Source organism: Erwinia persicina NBRC 102418, from assembly GCF_001571305.1.
GTDB classification, from domain to species: domain Bacteria; phylum Pseudomonadota; class Gammaproteobacteria; order Enterobacterales; family Enterobacteriaceae; genus Erwinia; species Erwinia persicina.
Genome location: NZ_BCTN01000017.1, coordinates 95,471 through 116,181 on the forward strand (window position 1 = coordinate 95,471; position 20,711 = coordinate 116,181).

At 56.3% G+C, this 20,711-nt stretch carries 21 protein-coding genes; 3 read left to right on the top strand and 18 right to left on the bottom strand.

Going from position 1 to position 20,711, the window contains the following annotated elements; genetic code table 11:
* The first annotated feature begins 9 nt into the window (after positions 1-9).
* Positions 10-1,152, top strand: coding sequence for a phytanoyl-CoA dioxygenase family protein (locus EPE01S_RS17525; RefSeq protein ID WP_062747691.1), 1,143 nt, complete (start codon positions 10-12; stop codon positions 1,150-1,152).
* 44 nt (positions 1,153-1,196) lie between these two features.
* Here EPE01S_RS17525 and ggt read toward each other — a convergent pair whose 3' ends face one another.
* Positions 1,197-2,945, bottom strand: coding sequence for a gamma-glutamyltransferase (gene ggt, locus EPE01S_RS17530; protein WP_062747693.1), 1,749 nt, complete (start codon positions 2,943-2,945; stop codon positions 1,197-1,199).
* Positions 2,946-3,100: 155 nt separating this feature from the next.
* Between ggt and EPE01S_RS17535 the strand changes: the two genes are divergently transcribed.
* The gene (locus EPE01S_RS17535) at positions 3,101-3,391 is read left to right on the top strand and encodes a DUF2756 domain-containing protein (protein ID WP_062747695.1); all 291 of its coding nucleotides are present in this window, start codon (positions 3,101-3,103) and stop codon (positions 3,389-3,391) included.
* Between the two features lie 107 nt (positions 3,392-3,498).
* Here EPE01S_RS17535 and ugpQ read toward each other — a convergent pair whose 3' ends face one another.
* The 10 genes from ugpQ to EPE01S_RS17585 all read right to left on the bottom strand — a co-directional run bounded on the left by ugpQ (position 3,499) and on the right by EPE01S_RS17585 (position 13,595).
* Positions 3,499-4,239, bottom strand: a complete 741-nt coding sequence (gene ugpQ / locus EPE01S_RS17540) for a glycerophosphodiester phosphodiesterase (RefSeq protein ID WP_062747698.1) — start codon at positions 4,237-4,239, stop codon at positions 3,499-3,501.
* Positions 4,239-5,309, bottom strand: a complete 1,071-nt coding sequence (locus EPE01S_RS17545) for a sn-glycerol-3-phosphate import ATP-binding protein UgpC (protein WP_062747700.1) — start codon at positions 5,307-5,309, stop codon at positions 4,239-4,241. Before EPE01S_RS17545 ends, ugpQ begins: the two co-directional genes overlap by 1 nt.
* 2 nt (positions 5,310-5,311) lie before the next feature.
* On the bottom strand, positions 5,312-6,157 hold the full coding sequence (ugpE, locus tag EPE01S_RS17550; RefSeq protein ID WP_062747702.1) for a sn-glycerol-3-phosphate ABC transporter permease UgpE: 846 nt from the start codon (positions 6,155-6,157) through the stop codon (positions 5,312-5,314).
* A complete protein-coding gene (ugpA, locus tag EPE01S_RS17555) occupies positions 6,154-7,041 on the bottom strand; it encodes a sn-glycerol-3-phosphate ABC transporter permease UgpA (RefSeq protein ID WP_062747704.1) in 888 nt (295 codons plus the stop codon). The genes ugpE and ugpA overlap by 4 nt, the downstream gene beginning before the upstream one ends.
* A gap of 90 nt (positions 7,042-7,131) precedes the next feature.
* Entirely contained in the window at positions 7,132-8,448 is a 1,317-nt protein-coding gene (ugpB, locus tag EPE01S_RS17560; RefSeq protein WP_062747706.1) for a sn-glycerol-3-phosphate ABC transporter substrate-binding protein UgpB, read from the bottom strand.
* 267 nt (positions 8,449-8,715) lie between these two features.
* Positions 8,716-9,429 (bottom strand): high-affinity branched-chain amino acid ABC transporter ATP-binding protein LivF, encoded by a 714-nt coding sequence (livF, locus tag EPE01S_RS17565; RefSeq protein ID WP_062747708.1) that lies wholly within the window; start codon positions 9,427-9,429, stop codon positions 8,716-8,718.
* 1 nt (position 9,430) lies between these two features.
* Positions 9,431-10,198 carry a high-affinity branched-chain amino acid ABC transporter ATP-binding protein LivG gene (gene livG, locus EPE01S_RS17570; RefSeq protein WP_062747710.1) on the bottom strand — a complete coding sequence of 256 codons (768 nt, stop codon included), beginning with the start codon at positions 10,196-10,198 and terminating at the stop codon, positions 9,431-9,433.
* A complete protein-coding gene (locus EPE01S_RS17575; RefSeq protein ID WP_062747712.1) occupies positions 10,195-11,469 on the bottom strand; it encodes a high-affinity branched-chain amino acid ABC transporter permease LivM in 1,275 nt (424 codons plus the stop codon). Before EPE01S_RS17575 ends, livG begins: the two co-directional genes overlap by 4 nt.
* A complete protein-coding gene (gene livH / locus EPE01S_RS17580) occupies positions 11,466-12,392 on the bottom strand; it encodes a high-affinity branched-chain amino acid ABC transporter permease LivH (protein WP_062747714.1) in 927 nt (308 codons plus the stop codon). Before livH ends, EPE01S_RS17575 begins: the two co-directional genes overlap by 4 nt.
* 87 nt (positions 12,393-12,479) lie before the next feature.
* Positions 12,480-13,595: a branched-chain amino acid ABC transporter substrate-binding protein gene (locus EPE01S_RS17585; RefSeq protein WP_062747716.1), complete on the bottom strand. Its 1,116-nt coding sequence runs from the start codon at positions 13,593-13,595 to the stop codon at positions 12,480-12,482.
* A 389-nt stretch (positions 13,596-13,984) separates the two neighbouring features.
* On the opposite strand from EPE01S_RS17585, the gene panM reads away from it, so the two are divergent.
* On the top strand, positions 13,985-14,371 hold the full coding sequence (gene panM / locus EPE01S_RS17590) for an aspartate 1-decarboxylase autocleavage activator PanM (protein ID WP_062747719.1): 387 nt from the start codon (positions 13,985-13,987) through the stop codon (positions 14,369-14,371).
* 315 nt (positions 14,372-14,686) lie between these two features.
* Here the strand turns inward: panM and EPE01S_RS17595 are convergent, their stop codons facing one another.
* From EPE01S_RS17595 to ftsY, 7 genes are all read right to left on the bottom strand, one after another.
* A complete protein-coding gene (locus EPE01S_RS17595; protein WP_062747721.1) occupies positions 14,687-15,001 on the bottom strand; it encodes an AzlD domain-containing protein in 315 nt (104 codons plus the stop codon).
* A complete protein-coding gene (locus EPE01S_RS17600) occupies positions 15,001-15,648 on the bottom strand; it encodes an AzlC family ABC transporter permease (RefSeq protein WP_062747723.1) in 648 nt (215 codons plus the stop codon). Before EPE01S_RS17600 ends, EPE01S_RS17595 begins: the two co-directional genes overlap by 1 nt.
* 169 nt (positions 15,649-15,817) lie before the next feature.
* A complete protein-coding gene (locus EPE01S_RS17605; protein ID WP_062747725.1) occupies positions 15,818-16,663 on the bottom strand; it encodes an AraC family transcriptional regulator in 846 nt (281 codons plus the stop codon).
* Positions 16,664-16,869: 206 nt separating this feature from the next.
* Positions 16,870-17,724, bottom strand: coding sequence for an RNA polymerase sigma factor RpoH (rpoH, locus tag EPE01S_RS17610; RefSeq protein ID WP_062747727.1), 855 nt, complete (start codon positions 17,722-17,724; stop codon positions 16,870-16,872).
* Between the two features lie 290 nt (positions 17,725-18,014).
* On the bottom strand, positions 18,015-19,007 hold the full coding sequence (ftsX, locus tag EPE01S_RS17615; RefSeq protein WP_062747729.1) for a permease-like cell division protein FtsX: 993 nt from the start codon (positions 19,005-19,007) through the stop codon (positions 18,015-18,017).
* On the bottom strand, positions 18,997-19,665 hold the full coding sequence (ftsE, locus tag EPE01S_RS17620; protein WP_062747732.1) for a cell division ATP-binding protein FtsE: 669 nt from the start codon (positions 19,663-19,665) through the stop codon (positions 18,997-18,999). The genes ftsX and ftsE overlap by 11 nt, the downstream gene beginning before the upstream one ends.
* 5 nt (positions 19,666-19,670) lie before the next feature.
* Positions 19,671-20,711: signal recognition particle-docking protein FtsY (gene ftsY, locus EPE01S_RS17625; protein WP_062747734.1), on the bottom strand; the 1,041-nt coding region annotated here is incomplete at its 5' end.

Genomic DNA, 20,711 nt, shown 5'->3' on the forward strand with positions numbered 1-20,711 from the left:
GAGCGGAAAATGAACACACTTTACCTGACTGAAAAACAGCTGTCGGTGGATGAGTTTGCCACCGTCTGTGAGCAGACCACGCAGCTGAGAGACTTCCCGCTGGCGTATAAAGCCGAGCTGGACGTGCTGATTTACCAGCATAAGGAGCTGGCAAACGCTGCCGCCAGCGATCGCCAGTCGGTTCTCAGCGAACTGCACCGGGCGCTCTCCTCCGGCCCCGGCGTCTTCGTGGTTAAAGGGCTGTTCAGCGATATCGCGGCGGTAGATCGCAGCAGCATGTTGTTTGAACAGATCCTGCTGAGTGAATCGGAAAACAGTACCGGCGGCGACCATTTTGCCGCTGCGGGCCATAACGGGCGCATCTGGAATGCGCTACAGAAGGTGGCGGAGCGCGATGCCGATGCGTTTATTGATTACTACTGTAACCCGCTGCTGGCGCTGATCTGCGAAAGCTGGGTCGGCCCGGGTTATACCCTTACCGCACAGGTCAATCAGGTCCGCCCCGGTGGTAAAGCGCAGCAGCCGCACCGGGATTATCACCTTGGTTTTCAGAGCAATGAACAGGTGGCGCGTTTCCCACTGCCGCTGCAGATCCTGTCACAGTATCTGACGCTGCAGGGGGCTGTAGCGCACAGCGATATGCCGGTGGAGTCCGGCCCGACCCAGCTGCTGCCCTGGTCGCATCAGTATCAGGGGGGATATCTGGCATGGCGTGATGAAACGTTTATCGAATACTTCCGGCGTAACGCCATCCAGCTCCCGCTGGAAAAAGGGGATGGGTTGTTCTTTAATCCGGCACTGTTCCATGCGGCTGGCAGTAACCATACCCATGACCATATCCGCACTGCCAACCTGTTACAGGTGTCGTCCGCGTTCGGTAAAACGATGGAAAAGGTTAATCATATTAAGGTACTGCAGCATCTCTACCCGGCGCTGCGCCTGCGCAGAATGTCAGAGGAAAAAATCAGCGCGGTGATCGCGGCAGCGGCGGAAGGCTACTCCTTTCCAACCAATCTGGATACCGACCCGCCGGTTGGCGGCCTGGTGCCCCAGACCCAGCAGTCGCTGCTGGCGCAGGCGCTGCAGGAAAGCTGGACACCAACGCAGTTTAATCAGCGGCTTGAAGCACATCAACAGAAACGACAGGCATGAGAGAGGTAACGGGGCGACCGGATAAAAGGGTCGCCCTCATCGCATCAATACCCTGCGGTTAAATCATCAATGGTGCGCGGATCGGACGCACCGTAAAGCATCCCGTCCGGCCCCAGCATAATGCTCTGGGTGCTGCCCATCGCCGACATCACTTTCACATTCTGCCCTTTCTCACTCAGCAGTTTGAGCGTGTCCGGGCTGAAGCCTTTCTCTACACGCAGTTGATCCGGCAGCCACTGATGGTGGAAGCGCGGTGCACTGGTCGCTTCGGCAACGTTCATTCCGAAATCGATGCTGTTGACCACCATCTGCAGCACGGTGGTGATTATACGGCTGCCGCCCGGGCTGCCAGTCACCAGCCAGGTTTTCCCGTCTTTAGCGATAATCGTGGGAGACATGGAAGAGAGTGGACGCTTGTACGGCTGTACCGCATTCGCTTCGCCGCCCACCAACCCGTAAACATTTGGTGTGCCCGGTTTGGCTGAGAAATCGTCCATTTCGTTGTTCAGCAGGATACCGCTGTTTCCCGCGACAATACCGCTGCCGAAGTTGGTGTTCAGCGTGTAAGTCACCGCCACTGCATTCCCGTCTTTATCCACCACCGAGAAATGTGTGGTCTGGTTGCTTTCATAGGGTGCCAGCTTGCCGGGTTTGATCTCTGCGGAAGGCCGCGCTTTCGCCAGATCGATCTGCTTTGCCAGAGAAGAGGCATAGGCTTTGCTGGTCAGGGCCTGCCACGGCACCTTAACAAACGCCGGGTCACCGAGATATTCGGAGCGATCGGCATAGGCATATTTTTCTGCTTCTGCCATCACCTGCATGGCATCGGCACTGCCAGAGCCCATTTTCGCCAGGTCAAAGTTTTCCAGAATATTAAGGATCTGCACAATATGGATCCCGCCGGAAGACGGTGGCGGCATTGAGAAGACCTGATAACCACGATAGGTTCCACTGATCGGCTTACGTTCGATCGCCTGATAATTTGCCAGGTCAGCCTTGCTGATCAGGCCGCCGTGCTGCTGCATCTCCCCCGCGATCTCATCGGCAATTTTTCCCTTGTAAAAAGCATCCGGCCCCTGCTGCGCAATCAGTTCAAGGCTACGCGCCAGGTTGCGCTGTACCAGTTTCTCTCCTTTCCGGTACGGCGTACCGTCGGCTTTAAAGAAGATCGCTTTGCTGTTCGGGTGTGCCAGCAGCACCTCTTTGCCATACACATTCAGGTCATCGGCCAGCGATTCATTCACCACAATGCCCTTGCGCGCCAGCGTCAGCGCCGGCTGGATCAGGGTACTGAGCGGCAGGGTGCCGTATTTCTGGCTCGCCAGTGAAAAGCCCGCGACGGTCCCCGGCACGCCGGAGGCCAGATGAGAGGTCAGGGATTTTTTGCTGTCCGCATTCCCCGCATTGTCCAGGAACATGTCGCGGCTGGCCCGCACCGGGGCCATTTCACGGAAATCAATGGACGTGGTGTTACCGGAGGCGGTGCGCAACAGCATAAAGCCACCGCCGCCGAGGTTACCCGCCTGCGGGTGCGTGACCGCCAGCGCATAGCCGACGGCAATGGCCGCATCAACCGCGTTACCGCCCTGCTGAAGGATTTTCACCCCCACTTCCGTCGCAGTGGCATCTACCGAGGCCACCATGCCGTGCTGTGCCTTCACCGGATGGAAAGTATCTGCCCCGACGCCGTAGGAAACGGGTGGCACCGCAGGCGCGGCTCCCGCCCCCTGCCACACCAGTAAACCGGCGAACAGCGACCACGACAGGCGTTTCCGCATAGCTTGTGTCATCATTGTTACATCCTTTAATTATATTTACGTTATGTTTGCCATTGATAAATAGACACAAAAATGGATGAATTGCTAACGCTAACGCAAATCAGGAGCACTCCTGGAGTGGAGGGCGTAGAGCTGACTTACACTTAAGGGAGTAACACGGAGGACGTAAAATGAAAATGAAATGGTTAGTGATTATGGTCGCAGCATTGCCGTTAACCGGCATGGCCAACATGTTGAATAACAACAGCAACACGAACAATGACCCCCAGCAACAGGGGTATAATCCGAGCACTCAGCGTCTGAAGCAGGATATGCAGAATCAGCAATCGCAGCAGAAGCTCAAGCTGCAGCAGGATCAGCAGCGGCAGCAGCAGGATTTGCAGCGTAAAATGCAGGAGCAGCGCGACAGCGCCGCCCAGCGCACCAGCAATGGACAAGTGAAGCCATTGCAGCAGAATTGATTCTGACAGAGTCACCACAGGGGCAGCGGGAAAAAAAGCCGTCCTCTGAGGACCACCGGAATAGCCTCTCTCCCGGGGCGGGCCGAAGCGCTGGCCCGCCCTTTTCGTTAACGAAAATCCGGCCCGATGATATCAATACGATCGGTGCAGATGGCGTCCACGCCCCACTGCAACAGTTCACGCGCCCGCGCGGGCCTGTTCACGGTATAAACCAGAATCCGCAACCCGGCCTGTTTCAGCACGGCGACGCGCGCCTCATCCAGCAGTTTATGATTGAGATGGATCGACGTACAGTCCAGCGCCTGCGTCATCGCCAGCCAGTTCTCGTCCCAGCTGTCGAGCAGTAAGCCACGCGGCAGCTCGGGTGCCGCCTGCTGCGCGGCCTCCAGCGCCCGGTATGAAAAAGAAGAGAGCAGCGGGGCCACCTGGTTTTGCCACATCACGCGGGCGGCCTGCGCCACCCGCCGGCCGGTGTCCACGTCCAGCCCTGGGGTCGGTTTAATTTCGATATTCGCCATCATCTGATGCTGCCTGCAGCGCGCGGCCACGTCCGCCAGCAGCGGCAGGCGTTCGTCACTGAACGCATGGCTGAACCAGCCGCCGGCATCAAGCTGCACCAGCTTATCCCATGGCTGTTCGCCCGCCAGACCCCAGCCGTTACTGGTGCGGTCGAGGGTATCGTCATGCAGCAGGAAGATTGCGTCGTCCTGCGACAGTTTGACATCAAACTCAATCATCCGATGCCCCAGCTGCGCACCGATATCGATGGCCGCCAGCGTATTTTCCGGCGCCAGTTTCCCGCCGCCGCGATGGGCGACAATCGCCGGGTATGGCCAGGTTTTATTCATTATTCGATCCGTTGTCCATGATGATCAAAGAAGTGTAACGCCTGCGGGGGAACCTGTAACCACAGCGTGCTGCCCCTCTCAGGGCGCACTGAGTGCGGCAGGCGTACCACCATTTTATTCTTACCCCAGCGGCCGTGGGCAAGGTTATCCGCGCCCAGCATCTCCAGCAATTCCACCACCAGCGGAATGCCGCCGTCCTGTTGTGTAGAGAGTTCAATATGCTCCGGACGGATCCCCATCGTCAACGGGCGGTCCGCCCATTTTGCTTTCGGCACTGTCAGCGGCAGCGCCATGCTGTCACTGAGCGTAAAGCGTGTACCGTCAGCATTCATCTGCCCTTCCAGCAGATTCATCGCCGGGGAACCGATAAAACTGGCAACGAAGCGCGTGGCCGGACGCTCATAAATTTCCACCGGTGTTCCCAGCTGCTCCAGTACGCCCTTATTCATCACCATCACGCGCTGTGCCAGGGTCATCGCCTCCACCTGGTCGTGGGTGACGTAAAGACTGGTGGTGTTCAGGCGGCGGTGCAGTTGCTGTAACTCAAGACGCATCTGCACGCGCAGGCGCGCATCAAGGTTCGACAGCGGCTCATCAAACAGAAACACCGCTGGCTCCCGCACGATAGCGCGTCCCATTGCCACGCGCTGGCGCTGGCCGCCGGAGAGCTCACGCGGGCGGCGCTTCAGCAGCGCTTCCAGCTCCAGGCTACGCGCCGCTTCCAGCACGCGCTGGCGGATCTGTTCTTTACCCATCCCGCGAATTTTCAGGCCCCAGGCCATATTCTCTTCCACGCTCATATGCGGATAAAGCGCGTAATTCTGGAACACCATAGCGATACCGCGATCTTTTGGCTCCTCTTCGGTCACCCGCCGCGTGTCGATGTAGATATCGCCGCTGGTGACGCGCTCCAGCCCGGCGACCATACGCAGCAGCGTGGATTTCCCACAGCCGCTGGGCCCGACCATCACCATAAACTCACCGTCGCGGATCGAGACATCGAGCGGCTGGATAATCGGCGTGACGCCATCGTAGGATTTGGTTACTGCCTGAAGTCTTACACCTGCCATCGTTATTTCTCACTCTCAACCAGACCGCGAACAAAGGCGCGCTGCATCACTAAAACAATCACTACCGGTGGGATCAGCGTGAGGATCATTGCTGCCATTACCAGGTTCCATTGGGTTGCCGCATCGCCGGAGGCGATCATGCTGCGGATGCCCGCGACGGCCGTGCCCAGTTTGCTGTCGCTGACAATCAGCAGCGGCCACATGTACTGGTTCCAGCCATAGATAAAGGTGATCACGAACAGCGCCGCCAGATTGGTTTTTGACAGCGGCAGCACAATGTCCCAGAAGAAGCGCATCGGGCTGGCACCATCAATACGCGCCGCCTCCATCAGTTCATCCGGCAGCGTCATAAAGAACTGGCGAAACAGGAACGTCGCGGTTGCAGACGCCATCAGCGGCAGGGTCAATCCACTGTAGCTGTCGAGCATATTGAGGTCGGCAATCACATCCACCGTCGGAAAGATACGCACTTCAACCGGCAGCATCAGCGTGATAAAGATCATCCAGAAGAACAGGTTGCGCAGGGGGAAGCGGAACCATACCAGCGCAAATGCTGACAGCATGGAAACGGTGATTTTGCCGGTGGTGATCGCCAGCGCCATAAACAGGCTGTTCATCAGCAGCGTGCTGAAAGGCGCACTGTTTTGCCCGACACCGTGGGTCCAGATGCTGGCAATGTTCTCCCACAGATGGGTACCCGGGATCAGCGGCATCGGCACCTGAAACACCTGCTCCGTGCTGAGGGTAGCGGCAATAAACGCCACATACAGCGGGAACAGCACGGTGAGGATACCGAGGCCCAGCAGGGTATGGCTGAAAATATCCAGCCCGCGTCGGTTTTCGATCATTGGTAGCGCACCTTTTTCTCGACATAGCGGAACTGGATCACCGTCAGAATAATCACCAGCACCATCAGTACCACGGACTGCGCCGATGACGAGGAGAGATCCAGACCGGCAAAGCCTTCGCGGTAAATTTTATAAATCAGCGTGGTGGTGGCCTGCACCGGCCCGCCGCCCGTGGCGGCATCGATCACCGGGAAGGTATCGAAGAAGGCATACACCAGGTTAACCACCACCAGGAAGAAGCCGACGGGAGCGATCAGCGGCAGCGACAGGCTGAAGAAACGACGCACCGGCCCTGCCCCGTCAATGGCTGCGGCTTCGACCAGGGATTTGGGGATCGACTGCAAGGCGGCAAAGAAGAACAGGAAGTTGTAGCTCATCTGCTGCCAGATGGACGCCAGCACCACCAGAAACATCGCCTGGCCGCTGTTTTGCGCGTGGTTCCAGCTGTACCCCATCAGCCCCAGGAAATGGGTGATCAGACCGAGGCCCGGACTGAACAGAAACATCCACAGCACCGCCGCTACCGCGGGAGCCACCGCATAAGGCAGCAGCATCAGCGTCTGGTAAAAGCGTTTAAGGCGCAGCACATAGTCGACCATCGCGGCAAACAACAGGGAGACCACCAGCCCAATCACGGTAACCAGGCTACTGAAAACGATGGTGGTCCAGAACGAGTCCAGGTAATAAGCATCGCTGAACAGGCGGGTAAAATTTTCCAGGCCAACAAAGGTGCTGGAAATGCCAAACGGATCGACATTCTGTACCGAGTACCACAGTGCTTCCCCGGCGGGCCAGAGGAAAAAAACGATGGTGATGATCAGCTGAGGCAGTACCAGCAGGTAGGGCAGCGCTTTCGCGCGAAAGACGGGACGGGGTTGGGACATAGCGGTTTATCTCGTGCGAAAAACGTTGCAGGGGCCAGCCGTTGTTCTGGCCGGCCCTGGCGGGCGGGTCAACGACCCGCCCGACACATCCTATCGGGTTTGCTGTTCAAAACGGCGCAGCAGCAGATTGCCACGCTCAACGGCGCTGTCCAGAGCCGCCTGCGGGGTTTTCTTGCCGGTCCAGACGCTTTCCAGTTCCTCATCCACTACGGTACGGATTTGAGGCATATTGCCCAGACGCATTCCCTTAGTGAAAGGCAGTGGATCTTTATTCAGCATCTGACGGGTGGCAATGTCAGCGCCGGGGTTCTTGTCGTAGAAGCCCTGCTGTTTGGTCAGCTCATACGCGGCGGTGGTAATCGGCAGATAGCCGGTTTTCTGGTGCCATTCCGCGGCAATTTCTGGTTTGGCCAGGAACTGCATGAATTTAGCCACGCCTTTATAAGTGTCGGCATCTTTGTTCTTCATGACCCACAGGCTGGCACCGCCGATAATGGCGTTCTGCGGGGCATTCGGCACGGTGGCATCGTACGGCATCATACCAACACCGTAGTTAAATTTGGCATGGCTACGGATATCGGCCAGTGAGCCGGAAGACGCCGTGGTGATGCCGCAGTCGCCGTTATAAAACTTGGCGGTGGACTCGTCTTTACGACCAAAGTAAGTGAAATCACCCTTCTTATTCATCTCTTCCAGCAGGGCAATGTGGCGTACCTGCACCGGCTTGTTGAATTCCAGCACCGCATCAGTGCCGTCGAAGCCGTTGTTTTTCGTGGCGACCGGCAGACCGTGCCAGGCGCTGAAGTTTTCAATCTGGATCCAGCCCTGCCAGCCGCTGGCGTAACCGCAGGTCATGCCCGCTTTACGCAGGGCAGCGGAGTATTTCGCCAGATCCTGCCAGGTTTTTGGCGGCTGCTCAGGATCAAGACCGGCTTTTTTGAAGGCGTCTTTGTTGTAGTACAGCACCGGGGTGGAGCTGTTGAACGGCTGGGAGATCAGCTGACCGTTGGCGTCACTGTAGTAGCCTGCCACTGCCGGGACAAACTGCTTAGGATCCATGGGGATCCCCGCGTTTTTAAACACTTCGTTGACCGGGACAATCGCCTTCGAGGACATCATGGTCGCCGTCCCCACTTCGTACACCTGTAAAATCGCCGGTGCTTTACCCGAGCGGATCGCCGCAATACCGGCAGACATGCTCTGCTCGTAGTTACCTTTATAGGTCGGGACGATTTTATAGTCCGGGTTTTCAGCATTAAAGCGGGTGGCCAGCGAGTTAACTTCCTCGCCCAGCGCGCCTTCCATTGAGTGCCAGAACGGGATCTCAGTGGCGGCCAGTGCGCTGGCGCTGAAGGTCAGACCCAGTACCACGCTAATTGCGGTGTGACGAAATGCGAATGATGACATGTCGGTTTCCTGTACCCGGTATTGTAAAGCGCGATATCGCGCATTCTGTTATTCGGGAGGTAACATGACACGGGAAAATGACAGAAAAATAACGGGTTTATGACAGAAGAGTGACAGCAAGGTGACGGCAGAGGGGGTGAGATCGTGGCAGGCGCTGATATAAGACTGGCTAAAAACTAACCAGAGTGAAGGGCCAGCCAGAAAACAGGACGGCCCCGGGTCAGGTTGTTGCAGGGGCGGCCCCTCTTTTGCGGGCCGCCCAAACGATTAACCGCCTAAATACGCGCTGCGCACCGCTTCATTGGCTAACAGCGCGGCACCGGTATCCTCCAGCACCACATGACCGTTTTCGAGCACGTAGCCCCGGTCAGCCAGCTTCAGCGCCTGGTTGGCATTCTGCTCGACGAGGAAAATCGTCATGCCTTCCTGACGCAGCTGCTCAATGGTGTCGAAGATCTGCTGGATAATGATCGGTGCCAGCCCCAGCGACGGCTCGTCCAGCAGCAGCAGGCGCGGCTGGCTCATCAGCGCACGGCCAATGGCCAGCATCTGCTGCTCACCGCCCGACATCGTGCCTGCACGCTGCACCCGGCGCTCATAGAGACGCGGGAACAGCTCGTAAACACGTTTGATACGCTGCTGGTACTGCTGGCGTTCGGCAAAAAAGCCGCCCATCGCCAGATTCTCATCCACCGTCATACGTGAGAAGACGCGGCGACCTTCCGGCACAATTGCTATCGCCTCGCGCATAATGCGCGCCGTCTGCCAGTCGGTGATGTCTTTACCGTCGAAGGTAATCGACCCCTCCGTGGCACGCGGCTCCCCGCACAGGGTGCCGAGAATAGTGGTTTTACCCGCGCCGTTTGCCCCGATCAGGGTCACAATTTCCCCCTGATTGATATGCAGACTGACGTTGTGCAGCGCCTGGATTTTGCCGTAGTGCGCGCTGATATTATTCAGGGAAAGCATTGCCTGACTCATATTATGCTTCTCCCAGGTAAGCGCGGATCACGTCCGGATTGTTACGGATTTCGTCTGGCGTGCCGTTAGCCAGCGGCGTTCCCTGGTTAACCACGTAAATACGATCGGAAATGCCCATGACCAGTTTCATATCATGTTCAATCAGCAGGACCGAGACGTTGTGCTGGTTGCGCAGTTCGGCAATCAGTTCATCCAGCTCGTGCGTTTCTTTCGGGTTCAGGCCCGCCGCCGGTTCATCCAGCATCAGGATCTCCGGCCGCGTCACCATACAGCGGGCGATCTCCAGGCGACGCTGCTGACCGTAGGCGAGGTTACCGGCCTGACGGTTGGCCAGCGCCAGCAGCCCGACGCGATCCAGCCAGGTGGCAGCCCTGTCCAGCGCTTCGCTTTCTGCCTTACGGAAAGCCGGGGTTTTCAGCAGACCGGAAAACACGCCGCTTTTCAGATGCTGATGCTGGGCGACCAGCAGATTTTCAATGACCGTCATTTCACGGAACAGGCGCACGTGCTGAAAGGTTCGCACAATGCCCATGCGGGCAATTTTCTGTCCCGGCAGCCCCGCCAGCTGCTTATCACCCAACTGAATGGAACCGCCAGTCGGGCGATAGAACCCCGTCAGGCAGTTAAATACCGTGGTCTTTCCGGCCCCGTTAGGGCCGATAAGCGAAACAATTTCCTGCGGGTGCAGTTCCAGTTCCACGTTGTTGACGGCCAGCAGGCCGCCAAAACGCATCATCAGGCCATTGACGGCTAACAAAGGCTGACTCATGCCTGCTCTCCTTTTTCCGCACTTTTCAACTTCAGATGCGGGCGTTTCATCGGCAGCAGACCCTGCGGACGCCAGATCATCATCAATACCATCAGACCGCCAAGAACCAGCATGCTGTATTCGTTAAGATCGCGCATCAGCTCGCGCGACACCACCAGCAGGATAGCCGCGAGGATCACCGCGAACTGCGATCCCATCCCGCCCAGCACGACGATCGCCAGCACAAAGGCTGATTCGGCAAAGGTGAAGGATTCCGGGCTGACAAAGCCCTGGCGCGCAGCGAACAGGCAACCGGCGAAACCGGCGAAGGCGGCACTGATGGTAAACGCCGTCAGCTTGATGCGCGTCGGGCTGAGTCCCAGCGAACGGCAGGCGATCTCATCCTCGCGCAGCGCTTCCCAGGCCCGGCCCAGCGGCATCCGCAACAGCCGGTTAATCACAAACAGCGTAATCACCACCAGCAGCAGCGCCACCAGATACAGGAAGATAATGCGGTCGCTGGGATCGTACTTGAGGCCAAAGAAGTTATGGAAGGTATCCCAGCCGCCATCGCGCGCGCTGCGGTTAAATTCCAGACCAAAGAGGGAAGGTTTCGGGATCTGGCTGATACCGTTCGGGCCACCGGTGATCTCGGTGTTATTGAGCAGCAGGATACGCACGATCTCACCGAAGCCGAGGGTCACAATCGCCAGGTAGTCACCGCGCAGGCGCAGCACCGGGAAGCCCAGCAGCAGACCAAACGCGGCCGCCACCATGCCGGCGAGCGGCAGGCTCTGCCAGAAACCGAGGCCGTAGTAGTGATTCAGCAGGGCAAAAGTATAAGCGCCGATGGCATAAAAACCGCCGTAGCCCAGTACCAGCAGGCCGGACAGGCCGACCACCACGTTCAGGCCCAGGCCCAGCATTACGTAGATCAAGGTCAGGGTGGCGATATCCACCGTGCCGCGGGATACCAGAAACGGCCAAACCGCCGCCGCCACAATCAGCGCCAGCAGGAACAGCTTCTGTTTCGGTGTCGAGCCGTCAATCCCCGGCAGAACCAGCGACGGGCCGGAGACTTTTTTCAGGCTGCTCTGCACCAGCGGGCGCAGCAGCTGGAACAGAAATACCACGCCGCATCCCAGCGCAATCCAGTTCCAGCGCACTTCTCCGGCATTGTTCACCACCAGTTTTGTGCCGTCGAGATCCAGACGCATGCCCATAAAGAACGCGGCCAGGATCAGCAGCATCAGCGACGAGATCACCGCATTCAGCAGGTTGAGCTTTTTCATACTTTCTCAACCTCCGGACGACCGAGAATACCGGTAGGCATCACCAGCAGCACCACAATCAGCAGGGCAAATGACACCACATCTTTGTATTCCGTACTGAGGTAGGCAGAGGTCAGGGCCTCGGCAATCCCGAGAATCAAACCGCCAATCATCGCGCCAGGGATACTGCCAATCCCCCCCAGCACCGCGGCGGTAAAGGCTTTCATCCCGGCCATAAAGCCAATATAAGGGCTGATCACGCCGTAGAACTGGCCGAGCAGCACACCGGCCACCGCCGCCATCGCCGCACCGATTACAAAGGTCAGGGAGATCACCCGGTCAGTGTTAATACCCAACAGGCTGGCCATCTTTAAATCTTCCGCACAGGCACGACAGGCGCGGCCCATACGTGAATAGCGGATAAATATCGTCAGTGCAAGCATGGCAAGGAAGGTCACGCCCCAGATCACCATCTGCATGGTGGAAATGGTGGCAGCGAAGCCGTTGCTTTCACCCAGCGTCCACTGCCCGGTCACCAGGCTTGGCAGCGCAAGGTCGCGCGAGCCCTGGGTCAGGCTGACGTAGTTTTGCAGGAAAATTGACATCCCGATCGCGGAGATCAGGGCAATCAGACGCTTGGAAGAGCGTACCGGCCGGTAGGCCACACGTTCAATGCTCCAGCCGTAGCAGGAAGCAATCACCACAGCAACCACAAAGCCGCTGCCGATCAACAGCCAGCTGGCATCAATCCCCATCATCATCAGCGCAGCAATCACGATAAACGAGACATAGCTGCCGATCATATACACTTCGCCGTGGGCGAAGTTAATCATACCGATAATGCCGTAGACCATGGTGTAACCAATGGCGATCAGCGCATAGGTGCTGCCCAACGTCACACCGTTGAACATTTGCTGCAGAAAATAGAGAAACTGCTCGGACATACCTGAATACCTTACGAATACACCCACACTGAAAACATCAACGCCTGGCAAAGATCACCAGGCGTTAATGTCCAAAACTCGCCTGGTTTATTTAACAGCAGTGGAAGAACCGTCTGCGTGCCATTTAAATACGCCAAACTCGAAGCCTTTCAGATCGCCCTTCTGATCCCAGCTCAGGTCGCCCATCACGGTTGGCACTGCTGCGCCTTCCTTCAGGTTTTTCACAATCTCTTCCGGTTCTGCACTTTTGCTGCGCTCCATCCCGGTCGCCAGCGACTGCAGGGCGGCGTAGGTGGTCCAGACAAACGGGCCGGTCGCATCTTCCTTTTTGGCTTTCAGCGCATCAACGATGGCTTTGTTGGCCGGAACCTGGTCATAGCGTTTTGGCAGAGTAACCAGCATCCCTTCGGAGGCGGCACCGGCGATATTAGACAGAGAAGCGTTACCCACGCCTTCCGGCCCCATAAACTGCGTTTTCAGACCGGCCGCCCGCGCCTGACGCAGGATCTGCCCCATTTCCGGGTGATAGCCGCCAAAATAGACGAAGTCGACGTTATCTTTCTTCAGACGCGCCACCAGCGTGGAGAAGTCTTTATCGCCGGCGGTGACGCCTTCAAACAGCACAACGTTGCCGCCGCTTTTTTTCAGGCTCTCCTGAACGGAGCGTGCCAGACCTTCGCCGTACTGCTGCTTATCATGAACCACGGCAATACGCTGCGGTTTCACTTCATTAAGAATATATTTTGCCGCCGTCGGGCCCTGGTCAGAGTCCAGGCCGGTGGTGCGCATAATCAGCTTGTAGCCGCGTGATGTCAGATCGGGTGCGGTAGCGGCCGGGGTGATCATCAGCACGCCTTCATCTTCATAGATATCTGAAGCGGGCTGGGTTGAAGAGGAGCACAGATGGCCGATGACATAACGGATGCCGTCATTAATCACTTTGTTGGCAACGGCAACGGCCTGTTTCGGATCGCAGACATCGTCATATTTCACCGCGACCAGTTTGTCGCCGTTGACGCCGCCTTTAGCATTGATATCAGCAATCGCCTGCTGCGCGCCGGTCCACTGCATGTCGCCATACTGCGCCACCGGACCCGACATGGCCCCTACGATTGCCACTTTAATATCTTTTGCCATTGCTGCATGGCTCATTGCCAGGGCCACACAGCCCGCCAGAAACGCACTTCCTTTACTCATTTTCATCCGAACTACCCCATCTGTTGTGGTTGCTACTTATTATTTGCCGTGGAATCAGCGATAAACGCTTAACTAAGAACGAGTTAGAGTGATTACCGGCATTTTTTTTGAATAAGGCTTTAAATTTCAGGTTATTAAACAGGAATATTCTGCTGTAAATCAACTGACATATTCAGTAAATAGCGGGGCAGACAGGACAATCAACTAACATGAATGATGCCAAAATAGCCAGTTTTCCAGGAGTTTGTGCTGGATTAATGATGCATCGACTATGGTTTACTCGGCATACCGTTCACAAGCCCCACACATCGCCTCGTTTTTTCACAGAAAAACTAACACGTCATAGTATGGTCAACTTCGCTACAATATGCCTTTCTCATGACCGGGTTATTCCGATGAAACTGACTATCATCCGTCTGCAACAGTTGTCACAGCAGGATCGCAGCGATATAAAAAAAATCTGGCCGCAGGTTGATATTGATGTTCTCGAAACGAAGCTGGATGAACATGACCGGCTCTATGCGGCACGTTTTAACGAGAGACTCCTGGCGGCGGTCAGAGTGAATATCACCGATCAGAAGGGGCGGTTATCGCAGCTGGAAGTCCGTGAAGTGACGCGCAGGCGCGGGGTGGGTCTGTATCTGCTGGAAGAGACGCTGGCACAAAACCCGGAGGTCGCACAGTGGTCGATGGATAATGACGGCAGTGCACAACCGGAGGTGATCGCCGCATTTATGCAATCGGCAGGATTCATCCGGCAGAAAGGCGAATGGCGAAAATAAAACAGGGCCCTGAAAGGGCCCAAAGCACATCAACACCAGGGAAATACAAGGGTTTATTCCCGGTCAGGCGTTTCCGCCTGTTTTTCAGACACCCACTCTTTATCTGCTGACGCCTGCGGCGGGTGCAGTTCAGCAAATCGGCGAAGTTCCTCCGCGGCCATTTCTGCCCAGAGGCAGATGGAAAAACAGAGGTATCAACGCCCAGCGCACCCACTCAGCGCTAAAGCACAGGGAGAGTTCTGGCGGGCAGGATAAGCCAGGTGTCGCGCAGATTTTCCGCAGGAACAGGCTGAGTTAAATTCCTTTTTTTTGGTTTCATTTAGCGATCCAGCAAAATAAGTAAAAGACTGTCATACACAGCAAAACCGACAGCACCATTTGTCGAACAAAAAACGCAATAACAACGCCCGCGACAGCCCCATATAAATAAGGATTCGCGGTCAATTCACGTAACTCATCATGATCCAGCAGAATAATGGGCCCGCATAGTGCTGTGAGCAGGCAGGGAGCAGAATATTTTAATGCCTCACGGATCAACGAGGGCAAGCAGACCGGAACAGCTGGCTCAAGAAAGAGATAGCGATTAAAAAACACCACGGCAGCCAGCGTCAGTAACAGTATCCAGGACATCAGGCTGCCCTCGTTAAGCGGGAAACGACCACGGATAAAAACATCCCGCTCAGTCCGGCAATGACCGTTGCCCCCTCGATGTGGAACAGACTGAGTACCATCGACAGCAGCAGGGAAGCCACAACACCGCACAACACGCTGAGGTTTTTAATCATCGGCACCACAATGGTGATAAAGGTGGCCACGATTGAAAAGTCCAGATGACAGGACTGCAAATCAGGCACCGCAGAGGCCATAAAAATGCCCATCAGGCTGAAGAGATTCCAACTGAGATAAAAGGTCAGCCCGGCACCGATTAAGTATCCTGGCGTGGCCGCCCTCTTCTCCTTGTTCGCGCTACTCAGCGCAAACAGCTCGTCAGTCAATAAAAAGCCAATGGGCAGACGATAGCGAGCCTGTAACACGGAGACGGTTTCGCGCAGCGTCAGACCATAAAGGAAGTGCTGGGAGGTAATAAAGAATACGGAAATGATAATTGCAGGAATGCTGGCTCCCGACAGCAGTAAACCCAGCGTGACCAGCTGCGCTGCACCAGCAAAGAGAATGGCCGACATCCCGATACTTTGCGGTAGGGTCAGTCCCGCCTGCACCGCCATCGATCCCGCCAGTATTCCCCAGGGAACGACGGAAAGGCACAGCGGTAGCATGCGACGCCGGTAAAAAAACCCATCCCGGACTGTGCATTCGCCTCAGCAAATGGCACGCCTGTCGACTTCTCCATATTCTGCACTCAGCCCCCTGCAAACCTGTGCAGGCAGAATAGGGGCCGTCTGAGTAGAAATATTGCACAAAATTGCTGGGGGGATCCCGCTCACATCAGCAGGCGGAACGTAATGAACGGATAAATTCGCCGGGCGTGACCCCCATCGAATTTTTGAAATGACGCGTGAAGTGACTCTGATCGGAAAAGCCGCAGCGGGCAGCAACAGCGGTGATTGTCACACCCTGCAGCAACATTTCGCGGGCCTTTCGCAGCCTGGCCTGCACCAGCCAGGCGTGCGGTGTCATCCCCACCGTCTGTTTAAACTGACGTAGAAAATGCCACGGACTGAGCTGTACCACATCAGAAAGCTGTTTCAGCGACCAGTTTTTTTCCGGGTAGCTCATCATCAGGTCCCTGACCTGAAGGATCATCGACCCCGGGCAGGGCAGCACGGCGGGCGTAATGGGCGTGCGGCTATAGCGTATGATCAGCCAGGAGATAGCCGTGAGTAAGAGGGACTCTTTTAGCAGGCTGTTGCCCTCAACGGGCAACATGTTAAACACCAGCTGTAGCTGAGCGGACAAACCGGGATCGTGAACCACCGCCTGGGGAAACCACGGGATGATGCCATTCTCATGCTTCAGGTCGCGGGTCAGCTGGCGCAGCAGTTCGGGGTCGGGATAAATGGCCCGGTATGCCCAGCCATTCTCAACGTCGGCACATCCCGTATGCACTTCATCGGCATTCACCAGAATAATATCGCCCGCAGGCGCGACGTGTTCCCCGCCGCTGCGCCAGAACCGTTGTGCGCCCTCTTCGATGACACCAATGCAAAAGGTTTCATGCACATGCCGGGGAAAACGCTGACGGTAATATCGGGCTTCAAGCATATCCAGACCGTCAAATTCATCCAGATGGTGCATGGTCGCCTGCTCTTTTGGCATTTTCTCGCCGGCCATACGCGCCTACTCCCTTAACGCCGGAACCATATCCCTCAGCCAGCCTGGAACAAAATTGCTGACAGATGAAAATTATTTATGTTTTTTTATTCTACGTAGCGCCGTTATATAAAGCCAGCATGACGGGAGAGGGCACAAATAAAAACACCGCCCGGAGGGGCGGTGTTTTTAACATTCTGCACGGGTTAGTGCAGAGAAGGGGCGGTTCAGGCTTCGATAGCCAGACGCAGTTTTTTCATCGCGTTCTTTTCAAGCTGGCGCACACGCTCTGCGGACACGCCATACTGATCGGCCAGTTCCTGCAGGGTGGTTTTGTTGTCATCATCCAGCCAGCGGGCACGAATAATATGCTGGCTACGCTCGTCAAGACCCTGCATCGCATCACTCAGCTTATCGGCAGCGTGATCGTCCCAGTTATCTTCCTCAATGCCGTTAGCAAAGTCAGAAGATTTATCCTGCAGATAAAGCATAGGAGCCATGGAACGGCCTTCGCCTTCATCGTCTGGCGTCGGATCGAAGGTCATGTCCTGCGCGGCCATACGCGATTCCATTTCAAGCACGTCTTTACTGCTGACACCCAACTCACGCGCCACCATCTCGACTTCGTCCTGGTTGAACCAGCCTAAACGCTGCTTGGCTTTGCGCAGGTTAAAGAACAGCTTACGCTGGGCTTTCGTGGTCGCGACTTTCACAATACGCCAGTTACGCAGGACGTATTCATGAATTTCGGCTTTGATCCAGTGCACAGCAAAGGACACCAGACGCACGCCCACTTCCGGATTAAACCGACGCACGGCTTTCATCAGGCCGATGTTACCTTCCTGGATCAGGTCTGCCTGTGGCAGGCCATAACCGGAATAGTTACGAGCGACATGAACGACAAAGCGCAGGTGAGACAGGATCAGCGTTTTAGCTGCTTCCAGATCGCCCTGGTAATGCAGCTGTTCAGCCAACGCTTTTTCCTCTTCTGCCGTCAGCATAGGCCAGGCATTAGCTGCCCGGATGTACGCATCCAGGTTGCCTAAAGGAGCAATAGCTAAAGTTTGCATTTCTTTGGTCATTCAAACCCTCTCTGTTTAATCATCGTGACAGCGCCAGTCCATGACGCGCCGACTACACTACGCGAATTGCCCGCGAAAATCGAAAGCAATCTGTGCGAAGCAATTAGCCTGTCTCTGCCAGCTCAGACAATAAAGTTATCCACAAGTTCAACGATTATAGTGGATATTTTGCACACAGCGTGCGTGACAGGAACCAGCGTCGCAGGGGGAAGTGACAGAATGATGAACTTCCTCTGCGGCAAACTTTCACGCAGCAGAGGAAGATTATATCAAAAAAACGTGTAAAGGGGTTACTGAGGCGTAAAACGACGTAAATGTTGAACGGTTGCCAGCCAGGCGGCAATCCAGCCAATCATCGCAGCAATCAGCAGCAGCAACAGGCTTTCGTCCCATGCCAGACCATGAAGCCCAAAGGTGGTACCAAACACCGATGCCACTTGCGTGACCACTGACTCCAGCCGCATGACCAGCACTTCTGACAACACCAGCGACAGCAGCGCGCCGCTAAAGCCTAACAGCGCCCCGCCGTATAAAAACGGCCGCAGAATAAAACCATCGGTCGCGCCAATCAGCTTCTGCACATTGATGGTGTCACGACGCGCGAAGATGCTCAGGCGCACGCTGTTACCAATCACCAGGAACACGGCCACTATCATCAGAACGCCGATCATCGCCGCCACCTGACCAACCAGCCCGGTCAGTGCAGCCAGGCGGGCAAACCAACTGTCGTCCATCTTCACTTCATCAATTCCCTCCACTTTGGATACGCGATCGCGCAGGCTGTCCATGGTGCCAGAGTTCTGGAAATTGAGCTTAGGTGTGATAATCGCCACAGCGGGTAGCGGGTTCTGCTCCAGCATATCCATTGCGCCGCCGAAGCCAGACCAGTTACGGAACTCGCCCAGCGCCTCTTCACGCGTCAGATAGTTAACTTTCTCGACGCCCTCTTCTTTTTTCAGCTGAGCCACGACATTTTCAGCCGCATCATCGTCCAGTGTTTTACTGAGGTAGACGGTCAACTGCGGAGCCGGATACCACTGATCTGCCGCCTGGCTGACGTTTTTCCACACCATATAACATACGCTGGGCAGCGTCAGAGAGATGGCAATCACCATCACCGTCAGCAGCGTCGCCAGCGGCTGACGCCACATCTCAGACAGAGAGCCATGCATGGCATAACGCCACTGCTCCTGCCAGCCGCCCTTTAGCGCTTTACGCTTCGAGGGCTGCTTCTGTTTCACCGATTTAGCCGCGGCCGGGCGTGTATTGCGTTTATTGACCACGATGACCTCCGTGCAAACGTCCCTGGCTCAGCGTCATCAGTCGGTAATTGCGACTGCCGATCAGCCCCATATCGTGCGTTGCCATCAGTACGGTCACCCCGACGCGGTTGAACTCTTCAAACAGACGCAAAATGTCCGCTGACAGCGCCTCGTCGAGGTTCCCGGTGGGTTCATCTGCCAGCAGCACTGCCGGTTTATTGACCACGGCACGGGCAATCCCCACGCGCTGCTGTTCGCCACCAGAAAGTTGGATAGGAAAATTTTTCGCTTTGTCGAGCAGGCCAACCTTATCCAGGGCCGCCGACACGCGACGGCGGATATCTTCCCCGCTGGCTCCGGCGATGATCAGCGGGATCGCCACATTGTCATACACCGTGCGATCCATCAGCAGGTGATGATCCTGAAAGATCATACCAATCTGACGGCGCAGAAACGGGACTTCACGGCTTTTCAGACGGCTGATGTCGTGCCCGCCAAACCAGATATGCCCGGCGCTCGGGCGCTCAATGCCACAGATCAGCTTCAGCAAGGTACTTTTCCCTGCCCCGGAATGTCCGGTCAGAAACGCCATTTCGCCGGGGTGCAGATGAAAATCAACCCCCTGCAGCGCTTGCCGACCGCCGAGATAAGCCTTACTGACTTCTTCAAAGCGAATCATCCTAATTAGTCCTCTCGGGCAAAAAGTGCCTCTATAAAATCGTCAGCCTTAAACGATCGTAAATCTTCAATACCTTCGCCAACGCCGATATAGCGAATAGGAATGTTGAACTGGTCCGCCACGGAGAAGATCACGCCCCCTTTCGCCGTGCCATCCAGCTTGGTCAGGGTGATCCCGGTCAGGCCAACGGCCTCATGGAACAGTTTAGTCTGGCTGATTGCATTCTGGCCGGTGCTGGCATCAATGGTCAGCATCACCTCATGCGGCGCCTGGTCGTCGAGCTTTTTCATCACGCGAGTGATTTTTTTCAGCTCTTCCATCAGGTGCGATTTATTCTGTAAGCGCCCGGCGGTATCTGCAATTAACACATCAACATGGCGCGCTTTCGCGGCCTGGATGGCGTCAAAAATGACCGAGGCAGAGTCCGCGCCGGTATGCTGCGCCACTACCGGAATATTATTGCGCTCCCCCCACACCTGAAGCTGCTCAACGGCGGCGGCACGGAAAGTATCACCCGCCGCCAGCATCACCGACTTCCCTTCTGCCTGGAACTGACGGGCCAGCTTACCGATGGTTGTGGTTTTCCCCACGCCATTGACGCCGACCATCAGAATAACAAAGGGGGTTTTACCGCTGACATCCAGCGGCGCTTCCACGGTAGCCAGAATACCGGCCATCTCCGTTTTCAGCATGCCGTAAAGCGCTTCGGCGTCGCGCAGTTCCTTACGGCTGGCCTGCGCGGTGAGGCTGGCGATAATCCGGCGCGTGGTTTCCACGCCGACGTCCGCAATCAGTAACTGCTCTTCCAGCTCTTCAAACAGGTCGTCATCAATTTTCTTGCCGCGGAACAGGCCAATAAACCCGGAACCAAGATTCTGGCGGGTTTTCACCAGACTGCGCTTCAGACGTGCGAAGAATCCTTCTTTCGTCGGACGCTCCTGCTCTGCGACCGGCAGTTGCACTTCGGCCTCTGCGCGGGCTTCAGCTTCGGCGCGGGCGGCGGCTTCGGCTTCGGCGCGAGCAGCGGCTTCCGCTTCCGCACGGGC